Raw genomic sequence first — 13,532 nt, forward strand, 5'->3', positions numbered from 1 at the left:
CCGCCCCCCCCCCCCCCCCCCCCCCCCCCCCCCCCCCCCGGGTCGCCTCGGCGCAAGCCGAGGCGAAATCCCCTGCAACGCATGAAAAAGGGAGCCGAAGCCCCCTTCCCCGTGATCTTTTGAAACCGGCTCAGACCGCTTTCTTCAGCGCCTCGACCAGATCGGTGCGCTCCCAGCTGAAGCCGCCATCGGCTTCCGGCGCGCGGCCAAAGTGGCCATAGGCCGAGGTGCGCGCGTAGATCGGGCGGTTCAGATCCAGCTGCGTGCGGATGCCGCGCGGCGTCAGATCCATGCATTCGGCCACGATCCGCTCGATTTCCGCATCCGGCAGCTCGCCCGTGCCATAGGTGTCGGCATAGATCGACAAGGGCTTCGCCACGCCGATCGCATAGGACACCTGGATCAGGCAGCGCTTCGCCAGACCGGCGGCCACCACGTTCTTCGCCAGATAGCGCGCGGCATAAGCGGCCGAGCGGTCCACCTTGGTCGGGTCCTTGCCCGAGAAGGCCCCGCCGCCATGCGGCGCCGCGCCACCATAGGTGTCGACGATGATCTTGCGCCCGGTCAGACCGGCGTCGCCATCCGGCCCGCCGATGACAAAGGTCCCGGTCGGGTTCACCCACCATTCGGTCTTTTCGTCGATCCAGCCCGCCGGCAGCACCGCGCGGATATGCGGCTCCACGATGGCGCGGATGTCATCCGAGGTCTGGCTTTCGTATTTGTGCTGCGTCGAGAGCACGATCGAGGTGACGCCGACCGGCTTGCCATCCTCGTAGCGCACCGACAGCTGCGATTTCGCATCCGGGCCCAGCGTCGGCTCGGCGCCCGATTTGCGCACATCGGCCAGACGGCGCAGGATCGCATGCGCATACTGGATCGGCGCGGGCATGAGTTCCGGCGTCTCGTCGGTCGCATAGCCGAACATGATGCCCTGATCGCCCGCCCCGTCCTTGTCGACGCCTTGCGAGATATGCGCCGATTGCGGGTGCAGGTAATTGGCGAAGTTCAGCGTCGCCCAGTGGAAGGCGTCCTGTTCATAGCCGATATCCTTGACGCAATCGCGCACGATCCCGTCGATGCGGCCCATGAACTCGGCCAGTTTCGCCTTGTCGGAAAGACCCACTTCCCCGCCGACAACCACCTGATTGGTGGTGGCAAAGGTCTCGCAGGCGACGCGGGCATTCGGCTCTTCGGCAAGGAAGGCATCCAGAACGGCATCGGAGATGCGGTCGCAGACCTTGTCGGGGTGACCCTCCGAGACGGACTCGGAAGTGAAGACATAGTTAGAACGTGACATGGGGAAGTGCTCCATTGATGTGTTCCCACCCCGCCAGGAAGCCGTTGGAGTGGTGGAGCGACGCTAGCCCCCGATTCTGCGCCGGTCAACGCGCGATTTGCGCCCAAGCCCCCAAACGAGGGCAACTGCGGCGATAAGACCTGCCAGCCACGGCCCGTCACCCCAGCGCGCATAGGGCGGCGCGGCCAAAGACCCGGGCAAGGCCGCGTCGATCACGCCCTGCTGCCCCATCGGCAGGCTTTCGACCACCCGGCCCCGCGCGTCGATCAGCGCCGAAATCCCGGTATTGGCAGAGCGCGCCAGCGGCAGGCCGAATTCGATCGCCCGAAACCGCGCCTGCACCAGATGCTGCACCGGGCCCGACATCTCGCCGAACCAGGCGTCATTGGTGATCTGCAACAGCCAGTCCGGGCGGCGATCCGCATGCATGTCCTGCGGAAAGACCGCCTCGTAGCAGATGAGCGGCTGCACAAGACCAAGACGGCCCAGATCCAGCAGCTTGCGCGCCGTGCCCGCGGAATAGCCGTTGCCCGCGCGCGCGGCGAAAGCGGTGATGCCGAACCGGGCGAGCGCATCGCCAAAGGGGATGTATTCGCCAAAGGGCACCAGATGCACCTTGTCATAGACCGGGCCGATCGTGCCGCCCGCCCCGATCATCGCCAGCGAATTGAAATAGCGCAGGCCTTCCTCGCGCTGGATGCCGACGGCAACCGGCACGCCGCGCGCCGCCTCGGCGATCATCGTCAGACCGTCGCCCGCCCGATCGAGCAAAAAGGGCACCGCGGTTTCGGGCCACAGGATCAGATCCGGCGCGGCCTTGCCCGGTGCGGGCGGCTGCGCGGTCAGATCGAGGTGGCGAAAGAAGAATTCCTCGGCATAGTCGGGGCGCCATTTCAGATCCTGCGGCGCGTTCGGCTGCACGATGCGCAGATTGACCGGCGTCGCCCGCGGCGGCACCGGCTGCGCCAGCTGCCAGCTGCCCGCGCCCCAAAGCCCCGCGATCACCGCCGCCGAAACGCCCACCGCCGGCAGACGCCAGTTTGCCCGGGGCATCAGCCAGGGCAGCACGGCGAGACACAGCGTCAGTGCGCTCAGCCCCATCGCGCCGACGAAAGCCGCGCCCTGCGCCAGCGGCGTGTCGATCCAGATATGGCCGAACAAAACCCAAGGTAATCCGGTGAAGATGTAGCTGCGCACAAGATCGGCGCCGAAAAGCCCGACCGCCACCCCCGCCGCGCGCGAGACCGAAGCCCCGCCCAGCCGCGCGCCAAGGCTCATGCCCACGGCCCAGAAAAGCCCCATGCCCAGCGCCATGAAAACCAGCGCGAAAGGCGCCATCCAGCCATAGATTTCAGGTTCCACGAAGAAGGGCTCGACGATCCAGAACATCGCCAGCGCCGCATAGCCCGTGCCCGCCGCCAGCCCGACCCGAAAGGGAGAGGTCGCCTGCCCCATCGCGACCAAAAGCGACAGCGCGACCAGCGCCACGCCCCACAGCCCGAACGGCGCCTGTCCCAGCGCCACCCCCGCCCCAAGGAGCGCGGCCAGACCCCAGACAAGGATCTTGACCGCAGGATTGTAAAGCGGGGGCACGCGCATGGAATGTCCGTTCTGTTCAGTCTATTCGGCGGCGACGCCCGGCAGCCGCACGCGCAGCCGTTTCACCCGGCGCGGATCGGCATCGACCACTTCGAATTCGACGCCGTTTTCCGCCACGATCACCTCGCCCCGGGTGGGCACCCGGTCGATCTGCATGAAGACAAGCCCGCCCAGGGTGTCGATCTCGGCGCCTTCCGCGGCATCGGCCAGCTTCAGCCCGATCTCGGCCTCGAAATCGGTCAGCGGCGTGCGGGCCTGCACCAGCCATTGACCGGGCTTTTCCAGCTTCCACAGACCGTCTTCTTCCTCGTCGTGCTCGTCCTCGATCTCGCCGATCACCTGTTCGATCAGGTCTTCGAGCGTGACAAGCCCGTCCACCCCGCCATATTCGTCGATCACCAGCGCCATGTGGATGCGCTGCAGCTGCATCTTCTGCAACAAAACGCCGATCGGCATCGAGGGCGGCACATACAGCAGCGGGCGCAACAGCTTGCGCAGCGAGAACCGGCCCGGGGCGCCGCCAAAGCCATGCGCCAGCGCCAGATCCTTCAGGTGCACCAGCCCCATCGGACTGTCGAGCGTGTCCTTGAACACCGGCAGGCGCGAATAGCCCTGGGTGCGGAAGACCTCGACCAGCTCGTCGCGGGGGGTGGTGACCGGAACGGCGACGATTTCCGCCTTTGGCACGGCGACATCGCCCACCCGCATCTTGCGCAGGTTGCCCAGCCCCGGCAGGCCCAGAGGGGCGGCCGCGGTGGCGGCGGATTGCGCCTCGGAGGCGTCAGCCTCGCCCGGAGAGGCGCCAAGCGCGCCCAGAATGCGCCCGAAAAAGCCTCTAGGCTGAGGTTCGTTGCTACTCTCGCCGGCTTCGGGTTCCGAAGCGGGCGCGGCGGCGGCGGAATTGCTTCCGTCTGCGACTTGTCCCATCGTTCCTTTCCAAATGTGCCCGTGCGGGGCTAGATCTCGTAGGGATTGGCAATCCCCAGAGCGGCCAAGATACGCACTTCGATGCTTTCCATCAACTGCGCGTCTGCGTCGCGGATGTGGTCATAGCCCAGAAGATGCAAAACGCCATGTATCACCAGATGTGTGACATGATCGTGAACGGATTTGCCCGCGGCCTCGGCCTCGCGCGTGCAGGTCTGAAAGGAAATCGCGATGTCACCGAGGGAATCGCGTTCGCCCGGCACGAAGGGCTCTGGGAAGTACGGCTCCTCGCCGTCGTTTTCCGCCGCCAGATCCTGCGCGGGCCACGAAAGGACATTGGTGGGCGTGGGCTTGCCGCGGAATTCGGCGTTGAGGTCCGCGATGCGGGCATCGTCGCAGCCGATCAGGCTGATTTCCCAGGCCTCGGGGTCAAGCTCCTGATCGGTCAGGACAACCCGGGCCACGCGTTCCGAAAGCCCGGCAAGGTCGATCCCCTGCCAGGCCGCTTCCTCGATCAGACAATCAACCAGCGGTTCCTTCATCCGCCCGTTCATAAGCGCCAATGATCCGCGCCACAAGCGGGTGACGCACCACATCGGCGGCGGTGAAATAGTTGAAGGAAATCCCCTTCACGCCGCCCAGGATGCGTTCGGCATCGGCAAGCCCCGAGGCCGTGCCGCGCGGCAGGTCGATCTGCGTGCGATCGCCGGTGATCACCATCCGGCTCCCCTGCCCCAGACGGGTCAGGAACATCTTCATCTGCATCGTCGTGGCGTTCTGCGCCTCGTCCAGCACGACAAAGGCATTCGACAGCGTGCGCCCCCGCATGAAGGCCAAGGGCGCGATTTCGATGCGCTTTTCCTCCATCAGCTTGGCCATCTGCTTGGCGGGCAGAAAGTCGTTCAGCGCGTCGTAAAGCGGCTGCATGTAGGGATCGACCTTGTCCTTCATGTCGCCGGGCAGAAAGCCCAGACGCTCGCCCGCCTCGACCGCCGGACGGCTCAGGATGATCTTGTCAACGAGCCCGCCGATCAGCATCGTCACGCCGACGGCGACGGCCAGATAGGTTTTCCCGGTGCCCGCAGGCCCGATGCCGAAGGCCATTTCATGTTCGAACAGCGACCGCACATAGGCCTTTTGCGCATCCGTCCGCGGCTCGACCTGTTTCTTGCGGGTGCGGATTTCATATTTTCCGGCCGCGAACATTTCCAGCTGTTCATCGACGGACACGCCGTCATGGCCCAGATCCGACATCCGGATCGCCGCGTCGATCTCGCCCGCGTCGATCGGCTTGCCCGCCTCCAGCCGGGCATAAAGCGCATTCAGCACCCCTCCGGCCAGCCCCTGCGCGTCGGGCGTGCCGACGACCGCCAGCTGATTGCCGCGGCGCAGGATATGGACCGACAGCTTGTGTTCGATCTGCGCCAGATTGCGGTCGAATTCGCCGCACAGGTCGATCAGCAACCGGTTGTCAGGATACTCCAGAAGCGTCTCGTAGGCGTCCTGAGTGCGGGGCGGGGGGGTGATCGCGCTGAAGCCCAATAACGTCTCCCTTGGCTGGGTTGGTAAAGATATGGTGCACCCCACCCGGGTCCCACGCAAGCGCTGGTTCACCCGAAACCGGCCCGCAGAGAAAAAATTCATCTGCGCGACATGAAAGCGGCCGTGCCAAGCAGGGCACGGCCGCTTTGCCCGAATTTTGGGCAGATGCTGATTTCCCGGTCAGAGATAATCCGGGATCGGCGAGCCCTGCTTGAACGGGCCGACGGCGGTGTTCGGCGGCGCCGCGCCCGAGCAGATCGGCTTGCCGTAATCATCGACGCGCGCGCTCATGTAGCCCTCGACGCCATCGTCGATGATCCAGTGATCGCAGCCCTCGGGATCGACCCAGACCCCGGCCTTGAGCGTGCTCAGATGGTGGGAGTTGATGCCGCGGTCGATCGACTTGTCGGGACCATAGCTGTCGTCGCAGGCCGCGAGCGCCAGCGCCGCGGCGCCCAGAAGCAGGAGTTTCGTGCCGTTCATGGTGATGCCCCTCACTTCACGCAGATCACTTCGACGCGGCGGTTTTGCGCCATGCCCGCGGCGGTGGCGTTCGTCGCTTTCGGCATCCGCTCGCCATACCAGTTCACCGCCAGCACCGGGGCGCCGACCTGTTGCGCCACTCCGGCGACGGCCTCGGCGCGGCCCTTCGACAGGCGCATGTTGTATTCATCCGAGGCGCGGCTGTCGGTGTGGCCGGTGATGATGAAGCTGCGCGCCTGCGCGGATTGGAAGAATTGCTGCAGGGTGCCGCGCCCGGTCGCGGTCAGCTTCGTGCTGTCGGTGGCGAAAAGCGTGTCGGTCTGCAGCACGCCGCAGACGTTGCGGTGACAGACCGGGCGGCCGTCGCGGGTCTTGCGCGCGTCCATGTAACCCTCGGTGCCGTCATCCATCGCCCAATGTTCGCAGCCGTCGGGGTCGATCCAGATCGCCGGAATGTAGGTCTCGGCCTTTTGCTGCGCCGCCACCGGGCCGACCGAAGCCGCCAGTGCCAGAGCCGCCGCACCAAAGATCGCGACCACGGGTTTCCCCCCCAGGGTCAATCTTGTCATCCCCCACGCCTCCTCGAATGGACCGCCCCGGCCGGGCCGGGGCGTTAACGAATATGAACCACAGTAACAAAAGCTTGAGACAAGGAAAGGGCTTTCGCCCGGTTATTGTGGCCTTTCCGGGAACAAACCGGGGCGCAATGCGTGCAAATTGGGACAATTTCGGGGCAGATGCAGCAAATCCCGCGCAACCGGGAAAGCTGTCCCGGGCTGCCCCAACGGGTCAGAGCAATTCGCCCGCCAGCGAATTCGGCGCCGAGGCGGTGATTCTCACCTGTGCCAATGTGCCCGGGGTGATGCCCTCGGCCGTCACATGCACCGCATGCAGGTAATCCGACTTGCCGACCCATTGCCCGGGCAGACGGCCGGGTTTCTCGAACAGCACGCCCACACTGCGCCCGACCATCGAGAGCTGCGTGGCCTTTTGCTGCGCGGTGATCAGCGCCTGCAGCTCCTGCAGCCGCGCATCCGCCACCTCGGCCGCAACCGGATCGCGGCTGGCGGCGGGTGTGCCGGGACGCGGCGAATATTTGAACGAAAACGCCGCGCCAAAGCCCACGGCGCGGATCAGATCCAGGCTCGCCTGATGATCGGCCTCGGTCTCGCCGGGGAAGCCGACGATGAAATCGGAAGACAGCACCAGATCGGGCCGCGCCGCACGCAGCCGCTCGACCAGCCGCAGATAGTCCTCGGCACTGTGCTTGCGGTTCATCGCCTTCAGGATCGCATCCGAGCCCGATTGCACCGGCAGATGCAGATAGGGCATCAGTTTCGGTTCGTTGCCATGCGCTTCGATCAGATCCTCGGCCATGTCGTTGGGGTGGCTCGTGGTGTAGCGGATGCGGTCCAGCCCGTCGATCCGGGCCAGCGCGCGCACCAGACGGCCAAGGCCCCAGACGCCGCCCGGCCCCTCGCCGTGATAGCCGTTGACGTTCTGACCCAGAAGCGTGATTTCCCGCACGCCCTTCGCCACCAGCTTTTCGGCCTCCGACAGGATGCGGGCCACGGGACGCGAGATTTCCGCGCCCCGCGTATAGGGCACGACGCAGAAGGCGCAGAACTTGTCGCAGCCCTCCTGCACGGTCAGAAAGGCGGTGGGACGCGCCTGCACCGGGCGTTCGGGAAGCTTGTCGAACTTGTCCTCGGCGGGGAATTCGGTGTCCACGGGGCGTTCGCCGCGCCCGACCGCCGCCACCATCTCGGGCAGGCGGTGGTAGTTCTGGCTGCCGACGACCAGATCGACCAGCGGCATGCGGCGCATGATCTCTGCGCCCTCGGCCTGCGCGACGCAGCCCGCGACGCCGATCGTCAGGCCCGGTTTCGCCTCCTTGAAGGGGCGCAGCCGGCCCAGATCGGAATAGACCTTTTCGGCGGCCTTCTCGCGGATGTGGCAGGTGTTGAGCAACACCATGTCCGCCTCGGCCGGATCGTCGGTCAGGGTGTAGCCCTGCACGCCCATCGCCTCGGCCATGCGCTCGCTGTCATAGACGTTCATCTGACAGCCATAGGTCTTGATGTGCAGCTTTTTCGGCGTGTCGGACATGGGGCCTCCCGGGGGTTGGCGCCCGATACCGCAAACGCGCCGGTGCCGCAAGTTTTGCGGCGGGACGGTTCCGGCGAGCCAGAAAAAAAGGGCCGGTTGCCCGGCCCCAAGTCAGCGATGAGAGAGTGCGGGGACGCTGGCAGACCGCGATCTTACTTGGTCAGGATCAGCTTTCCCTGCCGCGTGATACGCAGCGTATAGGTTTGTCCGTCGAGATCGATCTGTGCCAGATTGCCGCCCCTGGTCAGAATGCGCGCATCATGGGCGGGCAGGACCGGGGTGGCGGTGCCCGACAGCGGAAGGCTCATGTTCATGCGCGCCCCTCCATCCGGTCCAGGATCGCCTCGTGGCGGTGGGCGTGATCCAGCCCGGTGCACAGCGCCGTGACCAGATCGGAGAGCGAGAAGGAAACCTGCCCCCGGTCGTCGCGCGGCGGCGCGGCCGGACAGGTGCGGAAGGAAAGGGCAAGGGCCATGGGCAGATCCTCGGCGGGTTGCGATCGATGCCCTAAACCTGACAGAAATGATTGGGTATGTAAAGCCCGAATCTTTTAGTCGGATACACCCTGACGCAGCGGAGCCGCCCCCCCCTCGGCCACAGGATCGGGCAGCGGCTCCCGCAGCGGTTGCGGACGGCCGAAGTGATAGCCCTGCGCGGTCTCGAAACCGAGCCCGCGCAACAGATCGGCCACCTCGGCACTTTCCACCCCCTCGGCCACGGTGCGCAGACCGAGCGCCTGCGCCAGCATCACGATCGCCCGCAGGATCGGCGCGTTGCGCGGATCCGCCTGCAGCCCCAGCACGAAGGATTTCTCGATCTTCAGCCCGTCGATCGGCAGATCGCGCAGATGCGACAGCGAGGCGAAGCCGGTGCCGAAATCATCCAGCATGATCCGCACCCCGGCGGCGCGCAGCCGCGCGAAGCCCGCGACCAGCTCGGGGGTGCGCTGATCGACCAGCACGGTCTCGACGATTTCCAGCTCGATCTGCGCCGGGCTGACCCCCGCCCGCGCCAGCGCCCGCAGCAGATAGGCGGCGAAATCGACCCGGCGCAGACTGTGTTCCGAGACATTCACCGCCACCCGCCCCAGCCCGTGCCCAGATCCCAGCCCCGGCCCCTGCCCCTGCCCCGGTCCGGCGCCGCAACCAGACCCGGGGCGGCGCAGATCGGCCAGCACCCGGCGCAGCACCGCCGCATCCAGCAGCGTGGCGCATTCGGGATCCTCGAGCGCTTCGGCCCAGTCGGCCGGACCGCTGACCTGCCCGGCCCGGTCGAAGATCCGCACCAGCGCCTCGTGGCCGTCCGGGGCGCCATCGGCCAGCCGCAGCTTCGGCTGATACCAGACCCGGATCCGGTCCTCCTGCACCGCATCGCGCACGCAGGCGATGGCCCGGCGCCGCGCGCCGACGCGCGCCAGCATCGCGCCGCGCAGGAAATCGACACCGCCGCCCGCGCGCTTGACCTCGCTCAGCGCCTCCTTGGCGCGGGCGAACAGCGCCTCGGGGGCGCGGCCGTCCTCGGGGAAGGCGGCAAGACCCATCGCCGCGCGCAGCCGCACCGCCCCGCCCGAAACCGCCAGCGGCACATCCAGCGCCGCCGCCACCGCCGCCCCCAGCCCGCGCGCCGCGGCATCCGGATCGGTGGCGGGCAGCAGCAGCGCGAATTCGTCGCCCACCAGCCGGGCGGCAAACCCGCCCTCGGGCAGCAACCCCGCCAGCCGTCCGCCGATCTCCTGCAGCATCGCATCGGCGCGATCCGCCCCGAACCGATGGTTCACCGCGCCGAAATCCTCGATGTCGATCAAGACCAGCGCCAGCGGCTCCGCCCCGGCACAGGCCGCGCGCAGATGGCTGCGGAAATAGTGCCGGTTCGCCAGCCCGGTCAGATCGTCCAGATGCGCCATCCGCCACAGCCGCTGCCGGTCTTCCTGCGCGCGGGTGATGTCGCAGACCACGCCCTGCACCCGCTCGACCCGGCCCCGCGCCCAAAGCGGCTCGCAAAACAGCCGGATCTGCCGCAGCGCGCCATCGGGGGTGCGGATCCCGGCCTCCAGATCCAGCGGCTGGCGCAGCGTCTCGGGCGTGGCAAGGCAGGTGCGCAGCTGCCCGCGCAGCGGTTCCGAGATCAGCCGGTCGAGCAGCGTGTCAAGCCCGTCCGCGGGGCCGGGGCGCAGCCCGAGGATGTCGAACATCCGGTCCGAGCCCTGCAGCCGGTCCTGCGCCGGATCCCAGGACCAGGCGCCCACCTCGGCCATGCGCTCGATCTGCGCCAGCCAATGCGCGCGGGTCTGCGCCAGCGCCACCTCGCGCGCCTGATCCTCCTCGAAGACATGCCGCCGCTCGGCCTCGAACAGCGCCAGCGCGCTGCCCCCGGCTTCGGTCTGCCGCGCCGAGACAAGGCAGCGCCGCAGGCCGCCCTCGCGGTCGGGCAGCGACAGCGACACCTCGTCAAGCCGCCCGTTCAGCCGCAGCTGCGGCACCAGATGCGTCGTCCAGAACAGCCGCCCCGCCGGGGACAGCAGCCCCGCCAGATCGAGTCGGCCGATCACCTCGGCGGCGGGGCGGCCGATCCAGTCGCACAGCGTCGCATTGGCGCTTTCGATCCGCCCGGCGGCATCCAGCCGCAGCAACCCGCAGGGCGCCGTCAGCGCGGCGGGGCCATAGGCGGCACAAGCGCTGTCCGGCGCGGTCGGGTCCGGTTCCTGCGTCCTGCGTGCCGAGAGCGGGTTGGGCGGCATCGGCGGGCACATCGCGGCTCAGGCCTGCGGCGGGGGCGGGTCAAAGGCGCTCAGCAACGCCGCGGCCACCGCCTGCGGATGGCTGATATGCGGGCAATGGCCGGAACTGGCGAGCCGCACCAGCCGACTGCCCGGGATCGCCCGATGCACGAAATCGACCGCCGTTTCGGGCGCGATCGGATCGTCGGGCGATTGCAGGATCAGCACCGGCACCCGCAGCCGCGGCAAGAGCGCGCGCGTGTCCGAAAAGAACGTCGCGCGGGCAAAGGCCGAGGCGATCTCGGGGTCGTTGCGCTGCAGGCGGCGGGCGAACTCGTCGGCCAGATCCGGCCGGTCGGGATTGCCGGTGGCGACCGGCGCGAAACTGGCCGCCCAGCCGATGAAATTGCGGTCCATCAGGGTCAGCAGATCCTCGACCGTGTCGCGGCTGAAGCCGCCGTGATAGCCGCCCTCGTCCAGATAGCAGGCCGAGGGGCCGATCATCACCAGTTCGGCGAAAAGATCGGGCCGCTCCAGCGCCGCCAGCGCGCCGATCATCGCCGAGACGGAATGGCCGACGAAGCGCACCGGCCCCAGATCGAGCCGCGCCAGCAGGCCGACCACATCCTCGGCATAGCCCTGCAGGCGGGCATGGCGCTGGCGGTCGTAAAGCCTCGGATCGGCCAGGCCGCAGCCCGCGTGATCGAACAGCACCACCCGATGCCGCAAAGCCAGCGGCGGCGCGACGTCCTTCCAGACCGTCTGGTCACAGCCGTAGCCATGCGCCAGAACCACCGGCGTGCCCCGCGCGCCAAGCATGCCAAGGTTGCAATCCAGGTTGTCAAGCATCCGCCCTTGCCCCTGAAAGTTGAATCGGTCGTGCTGCAAACATAAGTCTACCGGTCAAAATTCGTTCTGCAAACCTTGTGACGCGAAAATCTTTGCAATCCGCGCGTGTTCCGGTTTGTCTGGCGCAAACGACGGGGGCGCGGATGCGGATCGGGATCTTGGGGACGGGCGCGATCGCCGAGGCGGTGGTGCGGGGGATCGCAGCCGACGGGCACGAGATCACCGTCTCGGACCGCAGCGCGACCCGGGCGGCGGCGCTGGCGCGCGATGTCGCGGGGCTGCGCGTCGCGCCCAATCAGGCGGTGCTGGACGCGGCCGATGTGGTGATCCTCGGCCTCGTCGCCGGGGTGGCGGGCGGGGTTCTGCCGGGGCTGCGGTTCCGGCCCGGGCAGCGGGTGATCTCGCTGATGGCGGGGGCGGGCCTGGCCGAGGTCGCCGCCTGGGTGGCCCCGGCCCGGGCCGAGGCGGTGATGCTGCCCTATCCCGCCATCGCCACCGGCGGATCGCCGATCCTGGCCTTTGGCGACACCGGGCTGATCAGCGCGCTGTTCGGCGCGCGCAACCGGATTTTCGCGCAGACCTCCGAGGCGGAGCTGGCCGACTTTCTGGTGGCGCAGGCGGTGCTTTCGCCGGTGGCGCTGCTGCTGGCGGAAACCGCGGCCTGGCTTGCCCCGCGCGTCCCCGACCCCGCCACGGCCGAGGCCTTCCTGCGCGATCTGGTCGGCTCCAGCCTTGCCGCCGGTCCGCTGCGCGATCTTCTGGCCGCGCTCGACACCGAGGGCGGCTACAACCAGCGCCTGCGTCAGCACATGGACCGCGCCGGGATGACGCGGGATCTGCGCGCCGGGCTGGACGGTCTGGCGGACCCTTGATCGCGGGGCTTTGATGCCGGGGCCCCCTGCCCCGTCCGCCCCGGTCAAGCCCGCTTGCATTTGCCCGCGCCATCCGCGACGTTGCGCAAAAAGGGGCCAGAGGCATGGACTACGCTTCCCAGACCGACTTCCTGAGCATGGCGCGCGAGGTTCTGGCCGGCGGGCCGGTTGCGGTGATCCTGGTCGAGGATCTGGTCGAGGTGGACAGCACGCTGCGCCACCATCTGAAGCTCGGCTTTCGCACGCTGATCCTGTGCGCCCCCGCGGCGCTGCGCCTGCCCGACGATCTGGCGGCGCAGGTTCACCGCATTCCCTGGGTGGCCAACCGTCCCGAGGCCTTCCTTGACGCGCTCAATCCGCTGATCGCCGCCGCGCCGAGCGGCACCTGGTTTTATTACGGCTTCAACGCCGAATACCTGTTCTTCCCCTTCTGCGAGACCCGCTCGGTCCGGGAAATGCTGGCCTTCCACACCGAGGAACGCCGCTTCGGCATGCTGAGCTACGTGATCGACCTTTATGCCGCCGATCTGGACAAGAACCCCGACGGGGTGAACCTGGCCGAGGCGATGCTGGACCGCACCGGCTATTACGCGCTTGGCCGCGCCGATCCGGCCAATCCGGGCCACCCGCGCGAGCGGCAGCTGGATTTCTTCGGCGGCCTGCGCTGGCGGTTTGACGAGCATATCCCCGCGACGCGGCGCAAGATCGACCGGGTCGCGCTGTTCCGCACCGCCCCGGGGCTTCGGCTGCGCGCCGATCACACGCTCTCGGACGAGGAAAGGAACACCTATGCCTGCCCCTGGCACCACAATCTGACGGCGGCGATCGCGTCCTTCCGGGTGGCGAAGGCGCTCAAGCGCAATCCGGGCTCGACCTATGACATTTCAACGTTTCGGTGGCACAATTCGGTGCCCTTCGAGTGGTCCAGCCGTCAGTTGCTGGATCTGGGGCTGATGGAACCCGGGCAGTGGTTCTGAGCGGCTTGGGGGCTATTTGACGGCCGCCTGACAAAGATCACCCGGCACACCGCGCGCGCGGGCGATCGCGCGGTGCGCGTCAATGTCCGGGAACCTCGCCCGTGTCGCGTGCGGGTGCAGGCGAGCGGCCTCACCGTCGCGCAGGCGGCGGAGCGGCCGGG

Annotated in this window: 14 protein-coding genes and 1 riboswitch; of the genes, 2 read left to right on the top strand and 12 right to left on the bottom strand. The window is 67.8% G+C overall.

Features of this window, described 5'->3' with window-relative positions; translation table 11 throughout:
• Positions 1–130 precede the first annotated feature (130 nt).
• The 12 genes from metK to FBT96_RS17200 form a co-directional block, all read right to left on the bottom strand.
• The gene (gene metK, locus FBT96_RS17150) at positions 131–1,297 is read right to left on the bottom strand and encodes a methionine adenosyltransferase (RefSeq protein WP_136908784.1); all 1,167 of its coding nucleotides are present in this window, start codon (positions 1,295–1,297) and stop codon (positions 131–133) included.
• 7 nt (positions 1,298–1,304) lie between these two features.
• Positions 1,305–1,353, bottom strand: a riboswitch (SAM-SAH riboswitch).
• Between the two features lie 7 nt (positions 1,354–1,360).
• Positions 1,361–2,896, bottom strand: a complete 1,536-nt coding sequence (gene lnt / locus FBT96_RS17155) for an apolipoprotein N-acyltransferase (protein WP_136908786.1) — start codon at positions 2,894–2,896, stop codon at positions 1,361–1,363.
• 21 nt (positions 2,897–2,917) lie between these two features.
• Positions 2,918–3,823, bottom strand: coding sequence for a transporter associated domain-containing protein (locus tag FBT96_RS17160; protein ID WP_136908789.1), 906 nt, complete (start codon positions 3,821–3,823; stop codon positions 2,918–2,920).
• Positions 3,824–3,852: 29 nt separating this feature from the next.
• Positions 3,853–4,365: an rRNA maturation RNase YbeY gene (gene ybeY / locus FBT96_RS17165; RefSeq protein WP_136908800.1), complete on the bottom strand. Its 513-nt coding sequence runs from the start codon at positions 4,363–4,365 to the stop codon at positions 3,853–3,855.
• A complete protein-coding gene (locus tag FBT96_RS17170; protein WP_136908802.1) occupies positions 4,346–5,365 on the bottom strand; it encodes a PhoH family protein in 1,020 nt (339 codons plus the stop codon). Before FBT96_RS17170 ends, ybeY begins: the two co-directional genes overlap by 20 nt.
• A gap of 180 nt (positions 5,366–5,545) precedes the next feature.
• A complete protein-coding gene (locus FBT96_RS17175) occupies positions 5,546–5,848 on the bottom strand; it encodes a hypothetical protein (protein ID WP_136908804.1) in 303 nt (100 codons plus the stop codon).
• A gap of 11 nt (positions 5,849–5,859) precedes the next feature.
• Positions 5,860–6,417: an OmpA family protein gene (locus tag FBT96_RS17180; RefSeq protein WP_136908806.1), complete on the bottom strand. Its 558-nt coding sequence runs from the start codon at positions 6,415–6,417 to the stop codon at positions 5,860–5,862.
• 220 nt (positions 6,418–6,637) lie between these two features.
• A complete protein-coding gene (miaB, locus tag FBT96_RS17185) occupies positions 6,638–7,957 on the bottom strand; it encodes a tRNA (N6-isopentenyl adenosine(37)-C2)-methylthiotransferase MiaB (protein ID WP_136908808.1) in 1,320 nt (439 codons plus the stop codon).
• 152 nt (positions 7,958–8,109) lie between these two features.
• Complete coding sequence (hemP, locus tag FBT96_RS17190; protein ID WP_074555411.1) at positions 8,110–8,271, bottom strand: hemin uptake protein HemP; 162 nt, start codon at positions 8,269–8,271, stop codon at positions 8,110–8,112.
• Positions 8,268–8,432 (bottom strand): hypothetical protein, encoded by a 165-nt coding sequence (locus FBT96_RS20850; protein WP_160320014.1) that lies wholly within the window; start codon positions 8,430–8,432, stop codon positions 8,268–8,270. The genes hemP and FBT96_RS20850 overlap by 4 nt, the downstream gene beginning before the upstream one ends.
• Before the next feature lie 75 nt (positions 8,433–8,507).
• Positions 8,508–10,694, bottom strand: a complete 2,187-nt coding sequence (locus FBT96_RS17195) for a putative bifunctional diguanylate cyclase/phosphodiesterase (protein WP_169583553.1) — start codon at positions 10,692–10,694, stop codon at positions 8,508–8,510.
• An 18-nt stretch (positions 10,695–10,712) separates the two neighbouring features.
• On the bottom strand, positions 10,713–11,522 hold the full coding sequence (locus FBT96_RS17200) for an alpha/beta fold hydrolase (protein ID WP_136908813.1): 810 nt from the start codon (positions 11,520–11,522) through the stop codon (positions 10,713–10,715).
• 143 nt (positions 11,523–11,665) lie between these two features.
• Here FBT96_RS17200 and FBT96_RS17205 point away from each other — a divergent pair, with 143 nt between their 5' ends.
• Together FBT96_RS17205 and FBT96_RS17210 are read left to right on the top strand one after the other, a co-directional pair.
• Positions 11,666–12,394, top strand: coding sequence for an NAD(P)-binding domain-containing protein (locus tag FBT96_RS17205; protein WP_136908815.1), 729 nt, complete (start codon positions 11,666–11,668; stop codon positions 12,392–12,394).
• Between the two features lie 104 nt (positions 12,395–12,498).
• Complete coding sequence (locus tag FBT96_RS17210; RefSeq protein ID WP_136908817.1) at positions 12,499–13,371, top strand: glycosyltransferase family protein; 873 nt, start codon at positions 12,499–12,501, stop codon at positions 13,369–13,371.
• Positions 13,372–13,532 lie beyond the last annotated feature (161 nt).

This window comes from Rhodobacter capsulatus (assembly GCF_005144475.1).
Lineage (GTDB): Bacteria > Pseudomonadota > Alphaproteobacteria > Rhodobacterales > Rhodobacteraceae > Rhodobacter > Rhodobacter capsulatus_C.